The organism is Lentimicrobiaceae bacterium (assembly GCA_020636745.1).
Lineage (GTDB): Bacteria > Bacteroidota > Bacteroidia > Bacteroidales > Lentimicrobiaceae > Lentimicrobium.
Window position 1 is genome coordinate 14,562 of record JACJXH010000009.1, and the last position, 24,284, is coordinate 38,845.

20 protein-coding genes and 1 tRNA gene are annotated in these 24,284 nt (G+C 37.7%); 12 read left to right on the forward strand and 9 right to left on the reverse strand.

Going from position 1 to position 24,284, the window contains the following annotated elements; genetic code table 11:
- Positions 1–4: 4 nt before the first annotated feature.
- The gene (locus tag H6541_12750) at positions 5–448 is read right to left on the reverse strand and encodes a hypothetical protein (protein MCB9016651.1); all 444 of its coding nucleotides are present in this window, start codon (positions 446–448) and stop codon (positions 5–7) included.
- Between the two features lie 12 nt (positions 449–460).
- The gene (locus H6541_12755; protein MCB9016652.1) at positions 461–2,044 is read right to left on the reverse strand and encodes a T9SS type A sorting domain-containing protein; all 1,584 of its coding nucleotides are present in this window, start codon (positions 2,042–2,044) and stop codon (positions 461–463) included.
- A 563-nt stretch (positions 2,045–2,607) separates the two neighbouring features.
- Between H6541_12755 and H6541_12760 the strand changes: the two genes are divergently transcribed.
- The 3 genes from H6541_12760 (at position 2,608) to ligA (ending at position 6,264) form a co-directional block, all read left to right on the forward strand.
- A complete protein-coding gene (locus H6541_12760) occupies positions 2,608–3,450 on the forward strand; it encodes a universal stress protein (GenBank protein ID MCB9016653.1) in 843 nt (280 codons plus the stop codon).
- Positions 3,451–3,591: 141 nt separating this feature from the next.
- Positions 3,592–4,164 (forward strand): HD domain-containing protein, encoded by a 573-nt coding sequence (locus H6541_12765; GenBank protein MCB9016654.1) that lies wholly within the window; start codon positions 3,592–3,594, stop codon positions 4,162–4,164.
- 36 nt (positions 4,165–4,200) lie between these two features.
- The gene (gene ligA, locus H6541_12770) at positions 4,201–6,264 is read left to right on the forward strand and encodes an NAD-dependent DNA ligase LigA (protein ID MCB9016655.1); all 2,064 of its coding nucleotides are present in this window, start codon (positions 4,201–4,203) and stop codon (positions 6,262–6,264) included.
- Between the two features lie 137 nt (positions 6,265–6,401).
- Here ligA and H6541_12775 read toward each other — a convergent pair whose 3' ends face one another.
- The 4 genes from H6541_12775 to H6541_12790 are packed head-to-tail and all read right to left on the reverse strand — an operon-like array spanning position 6,402 to position 9,376.
- Positions 6,402–7,112, reverse strand: coding sequence for a DUF2807 domain-containing protein (locus H6541_12775; GenBank protein ID MCB9016656.1), 711 nt, complete (start codon positions 7,110–7,112; stop codon positions 6,402–6,404).
- Positions 7,113–7,157: 45 nt separating this feature from the next.
- Entirely contained in the window at positions 7,158–8,210 is a 1,053-nt protein-coding gene (locus tag H6541_12780; protein MCB9016657.1) for a hypothetical protein, read from the reverse strand.
- On the reverse strand, positions 8,191–8,805 hold the full coding sequence (locus H6541_12785; GenBank protein MCB9016658.1) for a hypothetical protein: 615 nt from the start codon (positions 8,803–8,805) through the stop codon (positions 8,191–8,193). The genes H6541_12780 and H6541_12785 overlap by 20 nt, the downstream gene beginning before the upstream one ends.
- Position 8,806: 1 nt before the next feature.
- On the reverse strand, positions 8,807–9,376 hold the full coding sequence (locus H6541_12790) for a sigma-70 family RNA polymerase sigma factor (GenBank protein MCB9016659.1): 570 nt from the start codon (positions 9,374–9,376) through the stop codon (positions 8,807–8,809).
- Positions 9,377–9,519: 143 nt separating this feature from the next.
- Here H6541_12790 and H6541_12795 point away from each other — a divergent pair, with 143 nt between their 5' ends.
- From H6541_12795 to H6541_12805, 3 genes are all read left to right on the forward strand, one after another.
- The gene (locus H6541_12795; protein MCB9016660.1) at positions 9,520–9,735 is read left to right on the forward strand and encodes a hypothetical protein; all 216 of its coding nucleotides are present in this window, start codon (positions 9,520–9,522) and stop codon (positions 9,733–9,735) included.
- Positions 9,736–9,791: 56 nt separating this feature from the next.
- On the forward strand, positions 9,792–10,727 hold the full coding sequence (locus tag H6541_12800; protein MCB9016661.1) for a DMT family transporter: 936 nt from the start codon (positions 9,792–9,794) through the stop codon (positions 10,725–10,727).
- A 144-nt stretch (positions 10,728–10,871) separates the two neighbouring features.
- The gene (locus tag H6541_12805; GenBank protein ID MCB9016662.1) at positions 10,872–12,011 is read left to right on the forward strand and encodes a saccharopine dehydrogenase NADP-binding domain-containing protein; all 1,140 of its coding nucleotides are present in this window, start codon (positions 10,872–10,874) and stop codon (positions 12,009–12,011) included.
- Between the two features lie 64 nt (positions 12,012–12,075).
- Here H6541_12805 and H6541_12810 read toward each other — a convergent pair whose 3' ends face one another.
- Positions 12,076–13,218 (reverse strand): DEAD/DEAH box helicase, encoded by a 1,143-nt coding sequence (locus H6541_12810; protein MCB9016663.1) that lies wholly within the window; start codon positions 13,216–13,218, stop codon positions 12,076–12,078.
- Positions 13,219–13,544: 326 nt separating this feature from the next.
- On the opposite strand from H6541_12810, the gene H6541_12815 reads away from it, so the two are divergent.
- The 5 genes from H6541_12815 to H6541_12835 all read left to right on the forward strand — a co-directional run bounded on the left by H6541_12815 (position 13,545) and on the right by H6541_12835 (position 16,966).
- Positions 13,545–13,618: transfer RNA gene (locus tag H6541_12815), tRNA-Met, on the forward strand.
- 179 nt (positions 13,619–13,797) lie between these two features.
- The gene (locus tag H6541_12820) at positions 13,798–14,103 is read left to right on the forward strand and encodes a GIY-YIG nuclease family protein (GenBank protein MCB9016664.1); all 306 of its coding nucleotides are present in this window, start codon (positions 13,798–13,800) and stop codon (positions 14,101–14,103) included.
- Positions 14,104–14,314: 211 nt separating this feature from the next.
- Entirely contained in the window at positions 14,315–14,620 is a 306-nt protein-coding gene (locus H6541_12825; GenBank protein MCB9016665.1) for a GIY-YIG nuclease family protein, read from the forward strand.
- Positions 14,621–14,831: 211 nt separating this feature from the next.
- Complete coding sequence (locus tag H6541_12830) at positions 14,832–15,137, forward strand: GIY-YIG nuclease family protein (GenBank protein MCB9016666.1); 306 nt, start codon at positions 14,832–14,834, stop codon at positions 15,135–15,137.
- A 191-nt stretch (positions 15,138–15,328) separates the two neighbouring features.
- Positions 15,329–16,966 carry a M28 family peptidase gene (locus H6541_12835; protein MCB9016667.1) on the forward strand — a complete coding sequence of 546 codons (1,638 nt, stop codon included), beginning with the start codon at positions 15,329–15,331 and terminating at the stop codon, positions 16,964–16,966.
- A 40-nt stretch (positions 16,967–17,006) separates the two neighbouring features.
- Here H6541_12835 and H6541_12840 read toward each other — a convergent pair whose 3' ends face one another.
- Positions 17,007–17,729 (reverse strand): mechanosensitive ion channel, encoded by a 723-nt coding sequence (locus tag H6541_12840; GenBank protein MCB9016668.1) that lies wholly within the window; start codon positions 17,727–17,729, stop codon positions 17,007–17,009.
- Between the two features lie 32 nt (positions 17,730–17,761).
- A complete protein-coding gene (locus H6541_12845) occupies positions 17,762–22,867 on the reverse strand; it encodes an amino acid permease (protein ID MCB9016669.1) in 5,106 nt (1,701 codons plus the stop codon).
- Between the two features lie 111 nt (positions 22,868–22,978).
- Between H6541_12845 and H6541_12850 the strand changes: the two genes are divergently transcribed.
- A complete protein-coding gene (locus H6541_12850) occupies positions 22,979–24,250 on the forward strand; it encodes a cation:proton antiporter (GenBank protein ID MCB9016670.1) in 1,272 nt (423 codons plus the stop codon).
- Positions 24,251–24,284: the final 34 nt, after the last annotated feature.

Here is a 24,284-nt window from a genome sequence, read left to right on the forward strand (position 1 = left end):
GTTATCATTGAATTAGTAATACCATTCCGGCTTTCTTAACAATACTTTCATCAGGCAGCCTGGTTAATTCCGTAAGTTGCTTATCCACATCAACTACTTCAGTAATCAACCCTATATTTTGCCAGATTTTATAAAGAGCAGCTGCCCTGAGAAATAATATCGAATCCTCTCTTACAATTCTGTCCAATTTCATATTCTGTAAGTATTTTACCAGAGCTGCTTTGTCAGCAAAACTGGTCTTATATGGTACATTAGATAAATTGTAAGCAACCTGAAAGGTTGTAGGCCGATATAATGGCCCGAGTCGCTCAAATGAATCAAAAGGAATCACATAAATAATCTTTCCCTGTTGGAAAATAACATCGCACTGATTGGTAAGACGATCTTCTCTTGTTTGGCAGAGCGCCATAAGAGGTAATAACAGAAAAAATGAAAATATTTTTTTCATTTTATGCACAGTTTATAGTTTTATCAATTTCTGTGTGCCGATAAATATCCCATTACGATAAACCTGTACAGGATAAATGCCATAAGGCCAGCCCGAAACATCTATGTTTAATTGAGCGCGGTCTTTACATGCATAATTTGTGAACAGCGTGCCGTGAATAGTATAAACATTAATGTCAACCCTGTCGTTAACTGTCTTTTCGTTAATGATTATTTGTACATTATTGCCGCATGGGTTGGGGTAAACAGTAAATTCGGGATTAAAGCTACTTCCTGAACTCCCTGGATATTCCAGAGCAATGATGTTGGTAACAAGCTTGCAGTTGCCAATGAAAATCTCACCTGAAGTAATAGTATGAGGACATAAACTGTCGTATTTACGGTTATTCTGTACAATGCTATCAGTAATAAGCATGCCACTCAGCTTGGTAATGAAAATGTCTGTATCGTAATTGCTTACGCTTTGGCGGTTGCCTAAAATTATTTTGTCATCAGAGGTTTTGGATATTCGATGATCGTCCAATTTATCATAATACATCCGCATGCTGTTTACAGGTAACTCTTCATTAAAAATGTCAGCGCCAAAGCTTATAACGCTTGGGTAATATTCGCTTGAAGATATCAGATATTGCATTTCGATGGTAATGGTGTCTTTGACCTGTTCGATATCAGTAAAAAACAAACTATAACAATCATCTGAAATCTCATCCGGACTCACACTTCTGAATTGAAGTATTGATCCGTTACTATCCAGTTCAATAATTAAGCCCATTTGGAGGCCGTTAGTAAACTGTCTCGCCGCACAAAGAAAATTCCCGTTTTCATATTCAAGGCAATCATAAGCCCGTCCTATAAGGGTATCGGACAAACCGAAAGGACTTACCCATAGTTCCTGTCCGTTCGATTTATATAACGCATAAAAAGGTCTGAGAGGGATCACATCGTTAAAAGGATTCTTCCAAAAGACTTTCCCGGTGATCAGGAAATCTCCGTTAATTGTGCGTATCATTCGATCGCTATAAGGATTATATGCATCAGAATATACATTATGGTTAATGACAGGTTTACACCAAACGGTTTCACCCGTTGCATCAAGTTTGGCAAGAAAAGTGTTTTCATAGTCATAATCGCCAAAACTATTGAGCGTTACCAAATATTCCCCATCATCCGTTTGAAGTATATTTTGTGCCCAGGATAAAAACCTGTCTGTTTCAAAAATACTGCACCATTCCAGTTCTGCGCAAGCATTTAGCTTAAATACAAATGGTTTTGATTCACCAACAATATCTTCTGGATAAATAAACCCTGAACCTGCAATGCCACCATCTGAAGTTGAGCAGATTGATTGTATTTGATTATCATACTGGCTAATTAGTAACTTTGACCATAACGTATCTCCGTTTGAATCAAGTTTATAGATTATGGTCTTAGCGGCTTCATTAGGGAAATCTTCGTATGGCTTATCTTTTCTAAGGATTAAAATGGATATTAATAAATAAAGAATTGGAAATGTCTTATAGTATTTTGCGTTCTTAGATATAATTGAGCTTAGTTTATCAATAATTATGCGAATATTTGGTAGGGTAAAAATTAACATAATTTTCATACTCTCAGAATGCCAAATAGTTAGTTGTTCAATAAGTAGTTGGGAGCAATCTTTGTTAAATAAAAAATAGAATAATGCCAAGCTTTTCCGGTTGATCAGTAAATATAATAAATACACTTTTTTAAATATTAGGTATGTCGCAGTGAAATTATTTCTTGTTAATTATTTAAAACAAAATATAATTTTGTATAAAAATACAACGAGTAAAAAGGGAAGTCAATACTATTTGATAAATAAAAGGAAAATTATAGTTGGAATGCCTCATTAGTTTAAAGAATTGGAATTTTAAGCGGGAGTCCTTGAAAAAAAATGGTAGTCAGTTAAATGGTTTAAATTTAGAAAAAAAGCCAGGCTGATTTCCATTTTTAAAATGGTCAGGTATCCCTCATGATTGTTGTGCTTAACAAATTATTAGTACACCCGTTTATTATATAATTTTTATGTTTAGGAAATATTTGCGTTTTGTGAGAGAATACGATGAAAATTCTTAACTTTGTCAAACGGAATTAATAAATTGAATCATTGGCTAACAACAATAAACCGCTGAACCCATTATGGATACAAAAATGAATGACATTATTCTGGTTCCCACTGACTTTTCGGAAGTCTGTGCAAATGCCGCAAGTCAGGCTGCAGAAGCTGCTAAAATGCTTAATCACAAGGTGATACTGTTGCATGTTATCAACAGTGATACGAAGGCTTTTCTGAAGAATGAAAACTTAGCTCCTGATTCCATTGATGAAAAGCTCAAAGAATTGTCAGACCAGCTATCTGCAAAGTATCAGGTAAAAGTTGAATATCTGACAAAGGAAGGCAGTATTTTTACTGAAATTGGAGAAGTAGTTAAAGATTTAGGAGTAAGCCTTGTGTATCTTGGAACACATGGAAAAGTAGGGTTACAGCATCTTACCGGAAGCTATGCGCTTAAAGTAATAACATCGTCAAATGCTCCAACAGTTGTTGTACAGAAGCGTCATTTTGCGGAAGGCTATAAACATATAGTATTGCCTATTACCAGTGAAGCCGGGCCACTCGAAAAAACCAGATGGGCTGTTTACATTGCAAAGAAATTTAATGCAACTATTCACATTTATCTTATTAATGACGCAAGTGATGCAGTATACGATGCTGCCAGGCAGATAGCCGGGTACCTTGCCAAGAATGATGTAAGTTATACTGAAAAAACTTCAGAAAAGAGTAGTAACTTTGCAAAACAGGTTGTTGATTATTCAACTGCTATCAATGCTGATTTAATGATGATTATGACCAATCCTGAGAAGGGTTTCGGATCATTTTTATTGGGTAGTTATGATGAGGATATTATTTTTAATACGTCTCAAATACCTGTTATGTGCATCAACCCACGGAAATTCAATTATGAAGTGTTGGGTTTATAATACGTAAGCTATCAAAAACAGGCTCCGGCTCTGTCCGGGGCTTTTTTTTAATCTGGCTGTAATGCTAAACTGATTTAATCTACAGAACTGACGTTTGCCTCGATGAGCCTTTATAACCTTGCGGAGTTTATCATAGATAAAATGAAAAGGGAATTACCCCCTTACATTGTTTACCATAGTGTTGATCATACACTGGATGTGTATGATGCGGCTGTTCGTTTAGCAAAACTTGAAGGACTTGATGAAGCGTCAACCCGGCTGGTGAGTGCTGCCGCATTGCTTCATGATTCGGGAATTACAATAGCTTTTCTGGATCATGAAGATTTATCGGCCGAAATTGCAGGTAAATATCTTCCTTCATTCGGATTCTTACCCGATGAGGTTAGCCGAGTTCAGCAGATGATTTTGAGTACCAAGCTTCCTCAGGAAGCCCAAACTATTGAAGAGAAGATTTTGTGTGATGCAGACCTGGATTATCTGGGACGGAATGATTTCTTTATTATTGGCCAGAAACTCAGACTTGAATGGGAATTAATCGGGAATAAAGTGAGTTTATGTGACTGGTATGTTATTCAAATGAACTTCCTTCGCAATCATAATTATTTTACCAATTCAGCTATGGAGCTTCGCAATGAACGTAAGTTGCAAAATCTTGAAGAAATTCAGCAATTGTGCACCTATCACTGCGAAAACCGTGGTTTACGGCAAAAATAGAACTGCCGGTTATTTACTTCCAAATATTTTATTCTTATGACCAGGGAAGAGGCCAAAGCCAGGATTGAACACCTGAGCGCCGTTATTTCTGAGCACAATTATAGGTATTACCAATTGGCGATGCCTGCAGTAAGTGATTATGAATTTGACATTTTGCTCAAAGAACTTGAATCCCTTGAAAAAGATTATCCTGAATTTCTGAGTCCTAACAGCCCCACGCAAAGAGTTGGAGGCGGAGTAACCCGCGAATTTGTAGCTGTTAAACATCGCTACTCAATGCTCTCGCTTGAAAATACTTACTCAGAAGCCGAATTGCGTGATTTTGATTCCAGAGTAAGCCGTACATTGCTGGAGCCATATGAATATGTGTGTGAATTGAAAATTGATGGTGTTTCGATTAGCCTGATTTATGAAAACGGACAACTGGTTAAAGCAGTTACACGCGGCGATGGTGTTCAGGGTGATGATGTTACACTAAATGTAAAAACTATTGGTTCTATTCCAGTGAAACTCTTGCCCGGTAATTATCCTGATAATTTTGAGGTGCGTGGTGAGATTTTTATGCCCAGAGCAGGATTTGAGCGCATGAACCGCCAGCGTGTAAACGAAGCAGAGTTGCCTTTTGCCAATCCAAGAAATGCAACTGCAGGCACACTTAAAATGCAGGATTCTGCTCAGGTAGCCAAACGACCACTTGATTCTTTTGTGTATTATCTTTTAGGTGAAGAAATTGAAGGGAATTCACATTTCGAGCGATTAGGCTTACTCAAGGAATGGGGCTTTAAAGTTTGTGATATCAAAGCCAGATGTAAGAATATTCAGGAAGTGCTGGGCTTTATTGAAGAAATTGGCCGGGAGAGGAATCAACTTGCCTATGATATTGATGGGGTTGTAATTAAAGTAAATTCTATTTCACAGCAGCAAAAGCTTGGTTTTACTGCCAAATCACCCAGATGGGCCATTGCATATAAATATAAGGCCGAAGAGGCAAAAACACGATTGCTTTCAATTGATTATCAGGTAGGAAGAACAGGAGCTGTTACTCCGGTGGCTAATCTTGAACCCGTATTTCTGGCCGGAACAACTGTAAAAAGGGCCAGCCTTCACAACGCGGATGTAATGGCCGGCCTTGATATTAGAATAGGTGATACCGTTTTTGTTGAAAAAGGCGGAGAAATTATTCCGAAAATTACGGCTGTTGATTTGTCTGAAAGACCAGCCGAGCTGGAAATGACCAGATTTATTGAGATGTGTCCGGAGTGTGGTACCAGGCTGGTAAGAACTGAAGGCGAATCGGCGTGGTATTGCCCAAATGAATATGGATGCCCTCCTCAGATTAAGGGAAAGCTTATCCATTTTATCAGCCGGAAGGCCATGAATATTGATAGTCTGGGTGAAGGAAAAATTGAAATGCTTTACGATAACGGGCTTGTTGCTGATTTGGCAGATTTATATGATTTGACCTACGAAAAACTTATTGGACTTGAAAAGGTGATTTCTGCTGAAGATAAAAAGGAGAAAAAAATCAGTTTCAGAGAAAAAACGGTGAATAATATTCTTGCAGGGATTCAACAGTCGAAGAACGTCAGTTTTGAGAAGGTATTGTTTGCACTTGGAATTCGGTTTGTGGGTGAAACAGTGGCTAAGAAACTTGCAGCACATTATAAGAGCATCGATAAACTGCGCTCTGCCAGTCTTATGGATTTGGTTCTTGTTGATGAAATTGGAGAAAAGATTGCCGGAAGTGTTTTGAAATATTTTGCCGATAAACGAAATATGTTGTTGATTGAACGGCTGAAAGAGAAAGGATTGCAATTTGAACTGGGCGATTTTTTTAAGCCAACGGGTAATATCCTTAAAGGAAAAACATTTGTTGTAAGTGGCGTATTCACTTCGTTTTCACGCGATAGTCTTAAAACGACTATTGAGACAAATGGAGGAAAAGTGAGCAGTGCTGTTTCATCAAAAACCGATTTTGTAGTGGCAGGCGAAAATATGGGTCCGGAGAAGCGCAGAAAGGCTGAGGATTTAGGCATTCCCGTTATCTCGGAACAGGATTTTATTCAAATGCTTGAGAATAAAGGGGAAGGTGCAAAATAGAATTGTCATGGTGCCATAATTTATTTATAGCTTCAGGCAGATGAATCGGTTTATTGGCTGATATATTAAAAAATAAAAAAGGCTGTTCAGTTAAACAGCCTTTTTTATTTTTTATTGATTTCTATTGCTGCATGAGATTATATTTTTCTGAGTTTACTTGCTCCGCTCAAATCTGATTTTACTGATGCAGGATTTCCGGCGTAGTAAATTGATGAAGCGCCGCTTCCGCTAACTTCAAATGAGTCAGTAGCAAATATGCGGGCTTTTGAAGCTCCACTGCTTTCTATTTTGCAGCTTTTTGTTTTAAATTCTTCAGCATCTAAATTGCTGGCACCGCTCAGATCAATGTCAAATTCAGGCGAATTTCCGGTGAGTGTAATTTTTGAGGCGCCGCTCATGTCACAATCAAGACGGGTTGCTGAAAGATTTAAATTAATTTCAGTTGCACCGCTTCCTTCTATTTCAAGATTTGAAAATTTCATGGCATTGGTTCCTGTGATTTTTACAGCTCCGCTCAGGTCAATCATATCAAGATTTACGAAAGTTAAATTGATTTTTAAATTAGTTTTATTTTGAATACTCGTGTTCTTTTCGAGTGAGATAACCAAGGTACTCCCTTTTACTTCCGTTATAATTTTTGGAAGTATTTCGTCCTCAGCTTCAACAATGAGTTTCTCAGCATTGCCTTGAGTCAGGGTTACATCAAACCCTCCGCTGATTTCAACTTTTGTGAAATTTTTTACAACCCTGTTTTGTTCAGTAGCAAAGGCATTCAAAGAAAATGCAACTGCCAGCACAATGGCTATAATTACAGGGAAAAGAATGTTTTTTAAAGTTGTTGTTTTCATAAGTTTGTGATTAAAGGTTAAAATTATCATGCATTTGGGTGACAATTAGAAAAGTTTGACATCACTGTTATTCCCTTTAATCGTCACTTTTGATGAAGAATTTGACGATTGACCAACATGTCCGGAATAGGATTTGGATGTAAACGACTTTTCAGTTACTTTAACTGTGGATGCTTTGGGGTATTTGCAATCGCCAAAACTCATATTGGCCGTAAGTGCATATGATGCCGATGCCGGAATGCCAATACTGATATTGTTGAATGAAGCTGTAAGGTTGATGAGTGTAAAAGATGGATTAATTTTATCAACATCAAGACTGCCATATTCGACATTGAGGTCAATTGTTTGAAGTAATTCATCTGCATTTATTGTGGTAAATTTGGACGTGCCTACCAGCGATTTGGCTTTTTCAATTTTATAAGTGTCATATTCTGAATTGATTTTACACGCATTTGCACCTTCAATATTAATGGTCGAAAACTTGGTTCTGGCATCAATATCTGTAGCTTCTTTTATGTTTAAGGTGCTATATTCCAATGCATAATTTATTTTTTCTGATTTGGCAATGTTTCCATTGCTGAACTTAAGTGTGACGGTTGAAGCAGAATTTAAAAGCCTGTTAACCGAAAGGTTTCCATACTCGACTTCTAAAGTAGCCTGAGATGTCGTTTCGTCAATAAATACATCTCCAAAACGGTTGCGAATGTCAAGTGTAGTAGTGCGAGGCATGTTAATAATGTAATCAATGCTGAAACTGTTTGATTTTCCAGATGTATTGATGCTCCCGACCTTGGTTGTTATGCTTATTGCTGAACTATTACCGGTTATTTGTGAATCAATCTGGTTCATGATTCGCTGGGCTTCCTTGTCATTACGGGCAGATACCTTTATCTGGACATCCACTGTCAGCAAATTTTTATCCCACACATTGCAATGAACTTTACCAAAGCTCGAAGCAACATTTAATCTGACATCTTTCCCTACTGTAAATTCCTTTTTGAAGGATTTGGAGATATCGCCGTTTTGAGCCATTAGCATGGCCATTGGAAATATCAGAAGCGCAATTAAAAACTTTAATTTAAGAAATGATGTTTTCATGGTTATTCATTTTAGCGTTAAAATCAGAAGTTTCATTTTGATGGTTAGAGCTGTTTGAGTCTTCATTTGAGCGGCCAAGCTGCTCTACCACCTTGTCAAGCAATCCAGAAAGTATCCTATAATTGTTTTTTATAGCATTTACAAGTCTTTCGTCGTGTGTGCCTTTTTTGTATTCAGCTTTGAGGGCATTGGAGTTTTGATTTATGTTTTTAATTTCAGTTTTAAGCTGGTTTGTAACTTTAACGGCTTCCGGTCCGGAACCGGCAAGTGTTTCAATCTGATTTAGTTTTTTTTCGGTGAGCGATGCATAATAATTTTCCATTTCAATGACCTCTTTAGGTAACTGTGATTCAGCTTGCTGAGTTTGATTACCTGATTTGCTTAAAGCTGAAATAATGCCCAGGGTAAATCCTGCAACTATAAGAATGGCAGCGGCCACCTGTAACCATGTATTTATTCTGGAAAACTGATTGGCTGATTTTTGCCTCGATTGTTCATTCAGTAATTGCATGAACTTTTCTTCATGACCCCATCCGGGAGTTTCATCATCAAACAGTCTCTTGTTGTCTTTGATAAAATCTTCAATATTTTTCATCTTAATTCCTTTCCAAGTTAACGGTGCTCTTTGTCCCTGTCATTTGCATTTTGATAATACCAAGCAGCGAATGTTTGGCTCTGGAAATTCTTGTTCGCACATTTTGCTGATTAATCTTCAGAATTTGCCCGATTTCTTCATGGTCATATCCTTCGAAAAGATATAAAGAGAGCACAATTCTATAATCGATGTGCAGCTTTGTCATTGCATTTTTAATCATTTCAACCTGAAATTCAATGAATTCATCTTCCTGATTGCCGTTCGGCTCAGGAATATCAGGCAATGTTTCAGTTGGTTTTTCAATCTGTTTTTTTTTGTTTAGAAAGTCAAGACAATTATTCACTGCAATTTTTTTTAACCAACCTTCAAAGTTGCCATGGCCTTTGTAAGTTTTTATTTTTCCAAATGCATCAATAAACGAGTTTTGCATGAGATCCTCAGCATCAGCATGATTGCAGATGATACGCAGGCAAGTATTAAATATCGGCCGGTAATATTTCCGGTAGACTTCAATCTGCGCATTTGGGTCACCGCTTTTGCAGCCTTCAACAAGCTTGTTGTCCTGATTCATATTGTCAGTTGTTCTATTATAAAGACCAACGGATTTTACTTTTGTTACACTTCAGGGTGAGATTTATCTAAATTAATTGTTTGATTTTACCCTGATTATGAAATTGCAGCGAAAATTTTCAGCCTTAAAATATTGCTGTACTTATGAAAAGACTGCAAAGACAGGTTATTGTTACACTTGGGGGTGCGGCAACTGTCAGTTATGGATATGTGTCTTTGTGTCTTTGTGTATTTGTGACCATCATCAGGCACTTCTGTAATTACTTCTTTTATCCGTTAGCTTTAATGGAAGCCGGCTGGATAATGAAGGTATCTGATTTATTTTCAATCCTTCATCCAACAGAAGTTTTATTCAACTAAATTTGCCCGCCCAAAATGTTGAACTGGCAGTCTTTAATTAATTAAACCTTGGTTTCTTGAAAAATAACGTACTTAAATACTACTCTTATGCTGTGCTTTCCATGCTGTTTTGGGGCCTGACATTTGTATGGTTTAAAATAGCTGTAGCTTATTATGAGCCTATTACTATTATTTTTATCAGACTCGTACTCTCATCTGCCATTTTGTTAATGTTTGCATGGATCACCGGAAAGTATGAAAAAATTGAGCGAGCCGACCTGAAGTGGTTTTATTTACTGGCGTTTACTCAACCATTTTTTTATTTTCTGGGCGAGAGTTTTGGGCTTAAATATGTTTCATCAACCATTTCTTCAGCCATCATAGCCACCATACCATTATTCAGTCCCCTGGCAGCTGTTTGGTTTACCCGCGAAAAAACCAATGTTTACACCTGGGCAGGAATTATTGTTTCATTTGCAGGTATATTACTCATGCTTGTTAATCGTGATTTAAGCCTGAATGCTGAACCTAAAGGAATAGCCCTTTTGTTTATGGCAGTTTTGTCAGCAGTCATTTATTCGGTAATAGTTAAGAAACTTACCCATAAATACAGTGCATTGACCATCATTTCAAGGCAAAATCTGATTGGAGCTCTTTATTTTCTTCCATTATTTATATTTTTTGACTTCGATTCCTTTATTTCTGTAAAACCTGATACAAGTTTGATACTTGCCATGCTGCAATTAGCAGTTTTTGGTTCTTGCCTGGCTTATCTCTTTTTTATTATTGCTGTAGCTCAGCTGGGCATGGTAAAAGCCAATATTTTTACGAACCTTATTCCCGTTTTTACGGCGGTTTTTGCCTATTTTGTTTTGGCTGAAGTATTTAATGTTCAAAAGGTTACAGGTATTATTCTGGTAGTGATGGGAATTGTAGTTTCACAAACAAAGGAGATTCTGCAATTGTTGAATCGCGAGCATAATAAGCGAAAATCTGTCCTCAAAAATCATTGAAAATTTTTCTAATTGTGCATGTCATTTTTCCTGAGAAATAATCATCAGGATTTCAGTTTTTTCATGCATCTTTGTGTAAGGCAGCTATTTAGTTCATAATAGCTCAAGCTTTTGATATATTCCCATAACAAAACTGTCAGTTCTATGAAAATTCTCATTCTGGGAGCCGGGCTGGTTGGCGCTCCAATGGCTATTGACCTTGCAAAAGATGGTGAGTTTGAAGTTACATCAGCTGATATCAATGAAGAGGCTCTTCAGCGGCTTAAGGATGTAAAAGGTATTCAAACAATTCAGGCCGATCTGGATAATGAAAGTGTACTTAAGTCTTTGGTTTTGCAGCATGATATGGTGCTTAATGCTGTTCCCGGTTTTATGGGGTTCCGTACTGTTGAGCGCATTATCGAATGCGGGAAAAATGTAGTTGATATTGCATTTTTTCCGGAGGATATGTTTGACCTTGATGAAAAAGCGCGTAAGATGGGTGTAACTGTAATTTCAGATATTGGTGTTGCTCCGGGAATGAGTAATGTGCTGATTGGGTATGGGGCTTCTCAACTTGATACACTAGAAAAAGGAATAACCTATGTTGGTGGATTGCCGGTTGTAAGGACATGGCCTTTTGAATATAAGGCAGTTTTTTCGCCCATTGATGTGATTGAAGAGTACACACGGCCAGCCAGATATATTGATAATGGCCGATTGGTGGTAAAAGAGGCCCTTTCAGATGCGGAATTGATTGATTTCCCTGGTATTGGCACTCTTGAAGCTTTTAACAGCGATGGATTGAGAACACTGGCTTCTACGATTAAGGGTGATTATTTGATTGAAAAAACGCTTAGATACAAAGGTCATATTGAAAAAATGGCTGTTTTGCGCGATACCGGATTTTTTCAAAAAGAGCCGGTTATGATTAACGGAGCCATGGTAAGTCCACTTGAGTTTACTTCTAAATTGTTGTTTCCCAAATGGAAGCTCGAAGAAGGGGAGGAGGATATTACTATCATGCGTGTAATTACCGAAGGCATGAAAGATGGTGTAAGACAACGATATACGTGGGATTTATTTGATCGCTATGATAGAGAAACAGGCATTCATTCAATGGCCAGAACTACTGGTTATACCGCTACAATGACTTTAAGGCTTTTGGCCAATGGCTTATACAATGTTAAAGGAGTTTCAGCTCCTGAATTTCTGGGTCGCAATCCGGAAATTGTCAGTTTTTTACTCGAAGGCCTTCGCCGCAGGGGAGTTATTTACAAAGAGCAACATGTTATGCTGAAATAATCTAACTGTCGTTTTGTTTAAAGGCTTTCTGAAAAACCCGGGCAGGGCTTGATGAGATGTGAAATTAATAACCTCTGAAATCAATGTTTCGACTATCAACCATTGTCACCCACTTGCCCATTTTTTTTTGAATGATCCTGAAATGATGCTCATCGGCAGGTGAAATAAAAGAGATCGCTTCTCCGGGTGATTCAGCGCGGCCGGTTCTTCCTATGCGGTGAATGTAATCTTTGGGCGAACGGGGTAACTCATAATTAATGACAAATGGCAGGAATTTAATATCAATCCCTCTTGATATCAAATCGGTAGCGACTAAAACCTGGATTTTGCCCGATTTGAATTTCTCCAACGCATTTGTCCGGGCTTCCTGACTTTTTTTGCTGTGAATGGCTGTAGATAATATCCCGTGTTTTCGAAGTTTATCAACAACACTTTCGGCCATGTAAACAGATGATGTGAAAACCAGGATTTGCTGATAATTGCTTTTGTAAATGAGATACCGGAGTAATGGCCCTTTTTTTTCTTCAGAAACCAGATAGGCGGTTTGCGTTATCAGGTCAATATTTTCGCCTTCGGGTTCAATTTTTATCACTACCGGGTTGCGTAATAATATTTGTTTGATATTGCTGACATCTTCACTTAATGTGGCGGAGAATAATAAGTTTTGACGTTTTTTGGGCAAAAGAGAAAATATCCGTGTCATTTCCTCGCGGAATGCAGGGTTGAGAAGTTTGTCAGCTTCATCAAGTACCAGCGTTTCAACAGATGAAAGATGAACAGCATTCAAATCTATCAGTTCCAGCAGCCTGCCGGGTGTGGCAATCAAAATATGAACTCCCTGCAAGGCCATCATTTGCGGGTTAGCTGAAACGCCTCCATACACAGCCAATGTTTTAACCTTTTGGGGCAATACTTTGCTAAAAATCTGAAAAACATCTCTCACCTGAATGGCCAATTCCCTTGTTGGAACCACCACCAGAATATGAGCATGTCTGTTTACTGAAAGAGGTTGGGACATCAAATTCATCAGAATTGGCAAAACATAACCTGCTGTCTTGCCCGAACCGGTTTGTGCAATTCCAAGTACGTCTTTTTTGTCCATAACAGCAGGTATAACCTCTTTTTGTATAGGATAAGGCTGCGTGTAATTTTGTGCAAGTAAGGCTTCTGATAATGCGGGAGATAAGCCAAGCGACGTAAATGGCATGTTAGAATAATTTGAAATTTGAAAGTGTGTAAATAATTGACAAAGATAACGGAAATAATCTGTGAGGCTCGTTTAACCTTCTATCCTTCATGCTGAATTCTTGTCAGTATACCCTGGATTATGGCCTGAAATCTGATTTAATCCAATAATTGAAAGAAATGCTGATTTTTTTTACTTTTCTTCGTTTTGTTGATTGTGCTATCTTTCAAACAGTTATTCCCTTTTAAAGAGAAAAGTAAGAAAAAAAAATGCATATTTTTGATCTAAAATGGCGCAATACATTGTTAAAATTAAAAACTTTCCTATTTTTGCACTCCTTAAACAATGGCGGGGTAGCTCAGTTGGTTAGAGCGTCGGATTCATAACCCGGAGGTCACGAGTTCAATTCTCGTCCCCGCTACAATATCAAAGGTTGTCATAATATGGCAACCTTTTTCTTTGTGCTTAACTCCGGATAAGACACGAGCTTATTTTTCATTCTAACGGAAATCGGGTTGTTAAATCAAGGAAATCTTTATTATTATTATTTTTACGTTTATCAATTAACCCCAACCCAACCTATTGGTGTAACATCAGTAAATGGTTTCATTAAGCGGCCATAAACATACAGAGTATGTTGTATATATCTTGTATTCAAGTAGATATAATAAATTCTATATTGGATACACTTCTAACCTTATTGAACGGTATAAATCTCATAATTTTAAGGGAATAAAAGGTTGGACTACCAGATTTCGCCCTTGGAAAGTTGTTTATGTTGAAGTGTTTGCTGACAAACAATCAGCCCTGAAAAGGGAGCATGATCTCAAAGGGGCGAAAGCCAGAAAAGACATCATTCAAAAGATTCATAATATTTATCCTGAAGTCGGATTCATATCCGCCTGAGGCGGACACGAGTTCAATTCTCGTCCCCGCTACAATATCAAAGGTTGTCATAATATGGCAACCTTTTTCTTTGTGCTTAACTCCGGATAAGACACGAGCTTATTTTTCATTCTAACGGAAATCGGGTTGTTAAATCAAGGAAATCTTTATTATTATTATTTTTACGTTTATCAATTAACCCCAACCCAACCTATTGGTGTAACATCAGTAAATGGTTTCATTAAGCGGCCATAAACATACAGAGTATGTTGTATATATCTTGTATTCAAGTAGATATAATAAATTCTATATTGGATACACTTCTAACCTTATTGAACGGTATAAATCTCATAATTTTAAGGGAATAAAAGGTTGGACTACCAGATTTCGCCCTTGGAAAGTTGTTTATGTTGAAGTGTTTGCTGACAAACAATCAGCCCTGAAAAGGGAGCATGATCTCAAAGGGGCGAAAGCCAGAAAAGACATCATTCAAAAGATTCATAATATTTATCCTGAAGTCGGATTCATATCCGCCTGAGGCGGACACGAGTTCAATTCTCGTCCCCGCTACAATATCAAAGGTTGTCATAATATGGCAACCTTTTTCTTTGTGCTTAACTCCGGATAAGACACGAGCTTATTTTTCATTCTAACGGAAATCGGGTTGTTAAATCAAGGAAATCTTTATTATTATTATTTTTACGTTTATCAATTAACCCCAACCCAACCTATTGGTGTAACATCAGTAAATGGTTTCATTAAGCGGCCATAAACATACAGAGTATGTTGTATATATCTTGTATTCAAGTAGATATAATAAATTCTATATTGGATACACTTCTAACCTTATTGAACGGTATAAATCTCATAATTTTAAGGGAATAAAAGGTTGGACTACCAGATTTCGCCCTTGGAAAGTTGTTTATGTTGAAGTGTTTGCTGACAAACAATCAGCCCTGAAAAGGGAGCATGATCTCAAAGGGGCGAAAGCCAGAAAAGACATCATTCAAAAGATTCATAATATTTATCCTGAAGTCGGATTCATATCCGCCTGAGGCGGACACGAGTTCAATTCTCGTCCCCGCTACAGCCAGAAAATCCTTACAGAAATGTGAGGATTTTTTTTGCCTGGTGATTCCTGCCTGAAATCTCAGTATTTTCGTTCCCTGTTCAGAATCATACAATCACTTACTCGCACCTTAAGTGTGTGATAAGCTGTTATTTTCATTTGTTATTATTTTCCTTTATGATGAAGCATTCACCGGTAATTTTTTGTTTTTTCATCCTGCTTATCATTTTTGCCGGATGCGCTGATAATGATATTAAAAAGGCAGAAGACAGTATTAACCAGGCAGACCTTGTAAGGCATGTTAAATCGCTTGGTTCTGACGAATTTGCCGGCAGAAAACCTTGTACTGAAGGAGAGGCCAAGACAATGCAATACTTCGAACGAGAGTTTTTGCGATTGGGGTTGAAGCCTGGCTTTGGTAACAGCTACTTTCAGGAGGTGCCTTTGGTTGAAGTCAGGTGTACGCCCTCTGACCAAATGACTTTTAATATTGGTAATCAATGCGTAAATATGAAATACATCAACGATTTTGTGGTGTTTTCAAAGCGTATTAAGGAAAAAACAGAGTTGAACGAAATACCTTTAGTATTTGCAGGCTACGGAATCAATGCACCGGAATATACTTGGAATGATTACGCAGGAATAGACGTAAAAAACAAAGTAGTGGTTGTTTTGGTCAACGATCCCGGGTTTAATAGTGGCGATTCGTCCTTCTTTAAAGGCAATGTTATGACCTATTATGGCAGATGGACCTACAAATATGAAGAAGCAGCCCGACAAGGTGCAAAGGGTGTCCTTATAATTCATGAAACACCTAAAGCAGGTTATCCCTGGTCGGTTGTGGTAAGCGGAGCAACTACTTCAAAGTTTTATCTTCAATCGCTGAATGGAAATGAGGATTGTTGCGAAATTGAAGGTTGGATGACGCAGGATGCCGCTGCCAGACTCTTTCAAAGTGAAAATCTGAACCTGGACACACTCTTGAGCGCGGCGATGAAAAGAGGTTTCAAAGCTTTTGAAATGAATGCCCGTATAAATGTTTCTATGAAATCTGATTTTGTAAATAAAATTTCTCACAATATCATGGCTGTTCTTCCCGGGAGTAAACGCCCGGATGAGTGTGTCATTTATTCAGGGCATTGGGATCATTTGGGAATTGGCACTGCGCATAATGGCGATTCAATATATAACGGAGCCGTTGACAATGGAACAACAATGGCATGGATGCTGGAAATAGCTGAAGCATTTTCACGTTTAGAACAAAAGCCTGAACGCAGCATTGCCTTTTTTGCACCCACCTGCGAAGAGCAAGGTTTACTTGGCTCTGCCTGGTATGTTCAACATCCCTCGTTTGCATTGGCAAAAACCGTGGCTAATATTAACAATGATTTAATGCTCTTTTATGGGCAGATGAAGGATGTGATGATAACTGGTTACGGGCAGTCAGAACTTGATGAATACCTTATTGAGTTTGCAAAGGAACAGGACAGATATATTCTGCCAGATCCAAATCCTGAGACAGGGATGTATTTCAGGGGTGATCAGTTTAGCTTTGCTAAAGTTGGTGTTCCCGGATTATATGCAAGGGGAAATTGTGATAGTCGCAAGCATGGCAAGGAATGGATGTATTTAAAGGAAAAGGAGTGGCTGGCAAATAATTATCATAAACCAACAGATGAATACAATACGAGCTGGGATCTTTCGGGCGTGGAAGAGGATGCCAAACTGCTTTTCAGGGTTGGTCTGAAACTGGCTAATGAGCAGTCATTTCCCGGCTGGAAGGTGGGTTCGGAATTCAGGAATGTGCAACGATAATTTCAGATTAGTACTCTTATAATTTTGTGCAAACTGTAATTTATTGGCCTGATGATACAATTTTTATATCAGGATTACTCTCAAGCGAAGTTTCTATATACTTAAGGTGATTTCTGTTGAGCGAAAACAATACAACCTCATACATGTAGTTTTGATCATTTTGGCTTAAAAACCGGATAGCAGGCTCTTCATTAACATTGCTCCACGGGCTGCTGAGAATGCAAGTTCTGATCAGATTTTCTGCGTCAGATTTGCTTGTACTGGCAGGAATGCTTAATTTAAATATAGGTTTGACAGCTGATTCACTTTTCGAAATTTCTGTAATGACAACATGGCTTATTTTTGAGTACGGAATTCGTAAAAGTTGACCATTCTCTGTTCTGATTTTAATAAAGGTCGTATGTAAAGAATGGATTGTGCCCTGATAATCTCCGGCTTTAATATGATTTCCCTCTTTAAGGTTGTGCTTTATTTTGAATATTACTCCGGCAAAAATATCATTGAGCAAATACCAGGAAAGGAAACCGGTTATCAGAAAAACAAATACATAGGTCAATGCCGGATAATATGATTTTTGTTCAAAAAGAAAGCCTGCTGACCAGAAAATGAAAATAATCCAGGTTATGAATTCGATAGCTGTGAAATAATTGAGCTTGAAATACCAACCTGAATAATAATTTGACAAACGTTTAAGCCCCCACTGAAAAGCTTTCAGGAACAAAAGTATGATAACTGCAACTGCAAAAGCGATTAAAATTTTCATAAATAATGATTTTTGGGTTATTACAGAGGCAATTACAATAAATGCTCAGCTTTGAATACCTTTAAAAGGTGTGGCTCAATATAATGATTAATGACAAAAATATCCTTTTGTCTTTGCTCAATCAGTCCGGTTCGCCATAATGAATTGATTATTTCATCTGACTTTGCTTCATCAGAATGAAAGATACCAGCAATTCTGTTTCTGGTTAATCTTTTATGTATAATAATTTGAACAAGAAGTGTCTTCCAATCATCGTTCATTTCTGAAAGTACCCGTATTTCAGGGATATGAGGTTGTTGAATCAGAATAGTCTGATCGTTGATTTTTTGAATGTTACTCATCCAGCCCAATAAAGCAGTACCCGGATTTCCTTCTGAATAGTCGAAGTATTTATTAAACAAGCGGGCAGCCCTTATTTCTGATAGTTGTTCTTCTTCATGGCTGCCAATTTTGAATCTTAGTCCGCTTGATCGGTGCCGGCGCATAATCATTTCCTGTAGATCTCTTGAGTCAAACGGCATGAGAGGAATTACCTGAATAAATTCATTCTGCAGATTGATAACTTTATTCATCAGGTTGAATGCGTGCGGGTTCGTATTCACAACAAACAGAACTTTGCTGCTGTATTGGTTAATTGTTTTTGCAATAAATTCAACTGTTTCCCAACCTGACTCTGACCGATTCCACCAGAGCTCGAGGTCGTGAATGATTATAGTGCTTTCAGCCGGCAGGTTTTCTATAATTTCTGATAAACTACCCTGTATATTAGTCACTTTTTGCAGTTCATTCAGGAAATCGTTGATTATGCTTGACCCTTCCTGAAGCGGAAACAGATGGAATGCTTTTTCTTTTCTGAATAATTTGCCGGTTATGTTTCTGCAGAAAGCAGTTTTTCCTGAGTTTTGTTCTCCAATGATGATAATTCCGCCATAATTACCGGTTTGATATCGTCTTAGTGCGGTTTTAAAAAGTGCTTCATCTTTTTCGCGTTTAATCCAGAAATCTTCATTGATACTTGACTGGCAACTGAATAAATTACGGTAATACTGAGGAAGCTTGTTGAGTATTTTTTGTTCAGGGCTGACATTTTCAACAAATGCCAGGATTTTTTGATTGACTGAACTTACATTTTCGTTTTCAATGATTTTCTTTGTGAGCAATATACCTTCGCTTCTTGAATAAAAACCCCAGGCAATAAGATGCGTCATCGATTTGCCCATAAAATGCAGGTAGTTACTGAAAGTTTTTCTCACAATTTTGCTTTGATGAGCCCTGATAAACCGGGAATATTCCGAAACGGTCACCGGCATTTTATAAACGGAAAGGTGCTCAAAAACTTCATCCAGTGAATGGTGAATGATTTCAGATATCGAGTTTTTTATTTGAATAATAGCCTGCTCCTCTTTTTGAATGTTTTTTATGGCGTCAGAAATAACAGGAGCCATCAGGCTGGCCCTGTCTTCGCTGTCAATTTGAATATTATCCAGATTGAAACGGGTCAGGTTTAGCAGATCCTGAATAACAAAAATGGCGCTTTTTAATTTGGTGGCTTCTTTTTCCAACCGATCGTGCGTATTGCCGATGAATCTTGATTCAATATAAAAGCGCGATATTTTCCGCAATGGTACATCTATGGTGTTTAGTTCACTGTTTTTGGTTTCCTGTAAATGGTCATAATACGGAATTGTAAGATTTTCGGGCAACGATTCTGATAGTTTCACAATTTCTTCACCCAGCCTGTCAAAGTCAACCATAAATGTTACATTTTCATCGAAAGATGAAATACCAAGAGATAATGGTGGAACTAATTCAGGGTTTGAACCTGATTTCTCAAGATTGAGCCTGATTGTTTGTAAGTCATTTCTGAGGTTGTTGTCGAGCTGCAGACTTATGTTCAGGCTTAAATCATTGAGTTTGTCCTTGATTCTGCTTTTAAGTGATTGAAGCAGAATATCCATGTAAATCCTGTTAAGCTGATGAAGTGTATCTGTGTGCCATTCGGAGGCAAATTGAGCATTTCCGATTTTTAGTTTTTCATAATATTTTCTGTTTCTATGTTTTCTTCTAATTCTGTAATTGATGTCAGCTTTACTCATGTCGTTGCACATAAGCTGGAGATTCTTACGAAATTCGAACATCAGTCGGTTTCGTGTTAATTCACCGCGTTCCATAATGGCCGATTTCAATTGTTCTGCTTTAAGTGCATTTTCTTTTTCACTTGTTTTTATGATGTTTGCAATTTCTTCAGTTGAAAAAGGTTTGGCTAGAAGAGATTCAAGCATATGGTCAATTGTAATAATGTATGTCTTTCCGGCAGAAAGCTGAGTAAACAAATCTTTCTTAAACTTGTCGAGAAAAGCCGAAAGGAAATAATGGCGGTTGTTTCTTAAATAGTAATTTGCTATTTCATAATATCTGATGTTTCCGGGAATGGTTTTACCAGAAAACGGGTGCATAATGCGTTTTCTTAATTTAAACCATCTCATCCTGACGGAATCGTTTGTTTTAATTTTTAGTTCCTGTTTGTTGTAAGGGATTTCCAGGTAAAGCGGGTATTTTTGAATGTCATGTTCAAGGCGATCGATGTACCATTCAATACCTTGCCCGAGTTTTTGTTGAAGAATGTCAAGCCTTATAGAGGCCAATTCAGTAATTATTCTGTTGGTTTTATAGAAATAGTCGTTTTTAAGCCTGATTATTGTTTTGTTTTTTTTGTAGGAGTTTTCAGTTAAAGCTGGTTTGTTCAGCTGTGCAAATACAGTTAATGAGGCTGATTGTAGTTCTTCTGCCAGCTTCAAAATTTCTGCATAAACGGGCGCAAAGGTTTTTTCATAAAAAAGAGTGAGTACTTTCTGGCCGTTTATGTCTGTTTTTTCAATGTTTTCATTGATGATGCTATATTTCGACGGAATCAGATTCGGAAGTTCTTTGTCGGTTTTATATGTTTGAATATTATTTTCACCGGGAATTATTGTGGCTTCGCGGTAAATATCAAATTCTTCAAAACTATCCGAACTGTGAATCAGAAAGAAGGTCCCCAACGTTTGAGCTATCAGATTTACATCATCGTAAGTCTGGTTTATATGCAGGTATTGGTCTTCAGAAAGAGAAATAAAAGTGATATCAGTGCTGATTGATTCGCGGCAAATAATTTCATTGTCGGGCAAAGTATCAATGCTGTTGTTAATGACTTTAATTTCGGCACTAATCCGGTATTTATTTAGTATTTCCTGGATGTTTTTGTAAATGTATTCGGTTGTAATGTGCTGATTGTTAATAATTAAAAGACGAATATGAGCGTCTTTCCATTCTCCGCTTGAGGTGAAATGTCTGAGCAGGAAAATGGTAAAAGTGAGGTTGCTTCCTTTTCCATTCCACCAAACATCGATAGTCTTTTTATTGCCTGTTTTTTTTAAATGGTTGTAGTTTAAATAAATGGTGTTGAAGTTGCTTTTTCTATAATTGTTGATAAGCTGCAGAAAATTTGATTTGTTTTTAAGGTCTTTGCTCCATCCCATAAGAATGGTGTTGGGTTCAATGCCTGAAAATCCGTACATTCTTGAGATTTCATTCATTCCATCATAAATGTCAAGGCACGTGTGCTGATGAATCTGAAATCCATCCTGATGATTTGCACTGGATAGCAGGCGAACATCTTTTCTAAGATTGTCTTTGTCCGTTTTAATCATTTCAAAGGCGGTAAACATCCCCAAACGGCCACTAAAAGCTTTCACAAGTTCTAAAAGATATGGTCTGTTTTCTTCGGCGCCGCTGAACAGGATAATATTGGGTCTCCAGTTTCGATGATGAATGGATGATTTATTGAGCCGTAATATGCCGGCTTTAACAACCGTAAGCCAAACACTGCTCCAGGTGTCACCTGTTTCAAGTACAAGTTGTCGTCTTTTAATGGTTAAAAACAAAAGGCTTAATATAACAACGGCTCCTATCATAGCCGGGAAATCGAGTTGAATCATGACCAGTATACAGGCGAGTGACCCAATGATACTAACCCAGGCGGGTGTTTTAAAGGATGGTCTGAAATCGGCACTGGTAATAGATTCAAAAGCCGCGCTCAGGTTCAAAAATCCATAAGTTGTTATAAAAAATATGGATACTATCCGGGCAATAACATTCAATTCGCCTATTAGAATGCCCATTTCTGCGATAGCAAAAGTGAGGAGCAATGCATTGCGGGGTTCTTTGGCAGCGCCGGTGCCAATTGAAAAAATGCGTGGTGTGATTTTATCAATGGCTGTTGATTGCAGTATGCGGGGAGCGGCTAAAATACTTCCCAATGCAGAACTTAAGGTTGCGCCCCATATTCCAGCAATGACTAACTCAGGAATAAGTGCAATTTTGAATAAAGCTTTGCTGTCAGTAGCCAGCATATTCCCATCAACAGTATAAGCAAAGAAGAAAGCCAGGATAATATATACAACCAACCCAATGGCAATGGCAGAAATGGTTCCCAATGGAATTGATTTTTTGGCATCCTTTAAATCGCCTGACATTGAAACACCCGCTTCAAAACCTGTAACTGCCGGAAAAAAGATACCAAACAGAACCATGAGGGGCACCCCGCTGCCGTTGCCGAACAAATTAGGCGTTGCAGGCGCCATATCATGATTCCCGAATAGAATGGATAATAAAGAGAGGGCAATGGCCGCCATTATCAGGTATTGCGCTTTTATAGCCAGCGATGTGCTTATAAATGTAATTATGGTGACAACCACCAGTATGATAGTTCCAGTGATTCTTATGTGGTAAATATCCATCGGGAGATTCAGGTATCCGAGAAAACTTTCGGAAAATCCTATTAAATAAAGACTGACACTGAACGATAATCCAACAAAAAGGGCAAGTCCCAGTGTTCCGCCTATGGGCAGTCCTAAACTTCGCGAAATAATGTAATAGGTTCCACCTTCTTTAACCTTTTTATCGGTTGCTATTGATGAAACACTTAATCCTGTAGTTATAGAGATTAAATGGGCTATAAATATAATTCCCAGGGTGCCAAACAGCCCGGCTTCACCAGCAATCATTGGCAGGCGCATGTACATAATCACCCCGAGTATTGTAAGAATTGAAGGGGTAAAAACACCTCCGAAAGTTCCGAACTTTTTCGATTTAGCCATTTTGTATTGTTTTAAGGCGCTATTCTGTTGAAAATGCTGATAAAGCCTGCCGACATTATACAATATTATAAAAAATATTATACTTTTAACAAAAATAATACAATTTAAAGCATGGACTTACTCAATCCTTATGTCGAAGTAATTGCAGTGTGCCTTATTCTTATTTTATCACATTTTTTTAACTGGGTGTCAAAGCTGTTCAGTATTCCAAGTGTTTTGTTGCTCATAATTATGGGGATAGGAATTCATTATGGGTTGAATGAATTGGGAATTGCCACTGGGGCAAGGTTGATGAATATTCTTGAAGTTGTTGGTATTGTCGGGCTCATTATGATTGTGCTTGAGGCTGCGCTGGAGCTTGAACTGAAGAGGGAAAAACTCCCTTTGATTCTGAAGTCTTTTTTTCTGGCAATGTTTTCTTTAGCTGCATGTATTGCTTTTATTACATGGATTTTACATAGTTTCTTGATGGAAAGTATTTTTTCGGCAATGCTTTATGCAGTGGCATTGTCGGTTGTAAGCAGTGCAATAGTGATTCCAAGTGTTGGCGGACTTCTTAAAAAACGAAAAGAGTTTCTGATTTACGAAAGTACTTTTTCTGACATTCTGGGTATTATGATTTTTTTCTATTTACTGGGAAGCGTAGATCAACCTTCGGTAAAAGATGTAATTTTTGGAATCACATTCAATGTGGGTATCACAATTATTCTCTCATTTGTAATTGGCTATTTGATGGTTATGCTGCTTGACAGACTTCAATCGCAGGTTAAACTGTTTTTGCTAATTGCGGTGCTTGTATTGCTTTATGCAGTTGGAAAATTATTCCACTTTTCTTCTTTGATTATGATTCTGGTTTTTGGCGTAATTCTGAACAACAATAAGTTGTTTTTTCAGGGAAAGCTGAAAAAGTTAATCAATCCTGAAGCACTGAAAAAAGTTCAGGAGTATTTTCATATCCTCACCATGGAATCAGCCTTTATTGTCAGGACTTTTTTCTTTGTGATTTTTGGAATGACGCTCGAGCTAAATCATATGGTTGATGAATCAACGGTTATTATAAGCATAATCATTATTGCAGGTATTTATCTGATTCGGTTACTTAGCCTTAAAATATTTGCTGTAAAAAGTGTTAGGCCCGAATTGTTTGTGTCGCCCAGAGGCCTGATTACGATTTTGCTGTTTTTCAGTATTCCTGAAAAATGGCAGAGTCACTATTTTAACGAAGGAATTCTTTTGTATGTTATTTTGATAAGCAGTGCAATTATGGCCGTTGCGCTTATGGTAAGAGGGAAGGAAAGGGTATTCGCAGAAAGACTAAACTTTGGTGATTGGGAGCAACTGGACAAAGAAATAGACATACTTACCAAGGGGAAAGGGACATAATTTGATTGCACAATCAGTAATCTGTTCGGCAATT

What these genes read in the sequence shown, in the direction of transcription:
- H6541_12765 (MCB9016654.1), top strand. Translation starts at nt 3,592, where the DNA reads ATGAAAAGGGAATTACCCCCTTACATTGTTTACCATAGTGTTGATCAT.
- H6541_12755 (MCB9016652.1), bottom strand. Translation starts at nt 2,044, where the DNA reads ATGTTAATTTTTACCCTACCAAATATTCGCATAATTATTGATAAACTA.
- H6541_12820 (MCB9016664.1), top strand. Translation starts at nt 13,798, where the DNA reads ATGGTTTCATTAAGCGGCCATAAACATACAGAGTATGTTGTATATATC.
- H6541_12840 (MCB9016668.1), bottom strand. Translation starts at nt 17,729, where the DNA reads ATGAAAATTTTAATCGCTTTTGCAGTTGCAGTTATCATACTTTTGTTC.
- H6541_12845 (MCB9016669.1), bottom strand. Translation starts at nt 22,867, where the DNA reads ATGGCTAAATCGAAAAAGTTCGGAACTTTCGGAGGTGTTTTTACCCCT.
- H6541_12805 (MCB9016662.1), top strand. Translation starts at nt 10,872, where the DNA reads ATGAAAATTCTCATTCTGGGAGCCGGGCTGGTTGGCGCTCCAATGGCT.
- H6541_12785 (MCB9016658.1), bottom strand. Translation starts at nt 8,805, where the DNA reads ATGAAAAATATTGAAGATTTTATCAAAGACAACAAGAGACTGTTTGAT.
- ligA (MCB9016655.1), top strand. Translation starts at nt 4,201, where the DNA reads ATGACCAGGGAAGAGGCCAAAGCCAGGATTGAACACCTGAGCGCCGTT.
- H6541_12825 (MCB9016665.1), top strand. Translation starts at nt 14,315, where the DNA reads ATGGTTTCATTAAGCGGCCATAAACATACAGAGTATGTTGTATATATC.
- H6541_12790 (MCB9016659.1), bottom strand. Translation starts at nt 9,376, where the DNA reads ATGAATCAGGACAACAAGCTTGTTGAAGGCTGCAAAAGCGGTGACCCA.
- H6541_12830 (MCB9016666.1), top strand. Translation starts at nt 14,832, where the DNA reads ATGGTTTCATTAAGCGGCCATAAACATACAGAGTATGTTGTATATATC.
- H6541_12810 (MCB9016663.1), bottom strand. Translation starts at nt 13,218, where the DNA reads ATGCCATTTACGTCGCTTGGCTTATCTCCCGCATTATCAGAAGCCTTA.
- H6541_12850 (MCB9016670.1), top strand. Translation starts at nt 22,979, where the DNA reads ATGGACTTACTCAATCCTTATGTCGAAGTAATTGCAGTGTGCCTTATT.
- H6541_12775 (MCB9016656.1), bottom strand. Translation starts at nt 7,112, where the DNA reads ATGAAAACAACAACTTTAAAAAACATTCTTTTCCCTGTAATTATAGCC.
- H6541_12835 (MCB9016667.1), top strand. Translation starts at nt 15,329, where the DNA reads ATGATGAAGCATTCACCGGTAATTTTTTGTTTTTTCATCCTGCTTATC.
- H6541_12750 (MCB9016651.1), bottom strand. Translation starts at nt 448, where the DNA reads ATGAAAAAAATATTTTCATTTTTTCTGTTATTACCTCTTATGGCGCTC.
- H6541_12780 (MCB9016657.1), bottom strand. Translation starts at nt 8,210, where the DNA reads ATGAAAACATCATTTCTTAAATTAAAGTTTTTAATTGCGCTTCTGATA.
- H6541_12795 (MCB9016660.1), top strand. Translation starts at nt 9,520, where the DNA reads ATGAAAAGACTGCAAAGACAGGTTATTGTTACACTTGGGGGTGCGGCA.
- H6541_12760 (MCB9016653.1), top strand. Translation starts at nt 2,608, where the DNA reads ATGGATACAAAAATGAATGACATTATTCTGGTTCCCACTGACTTTTCG.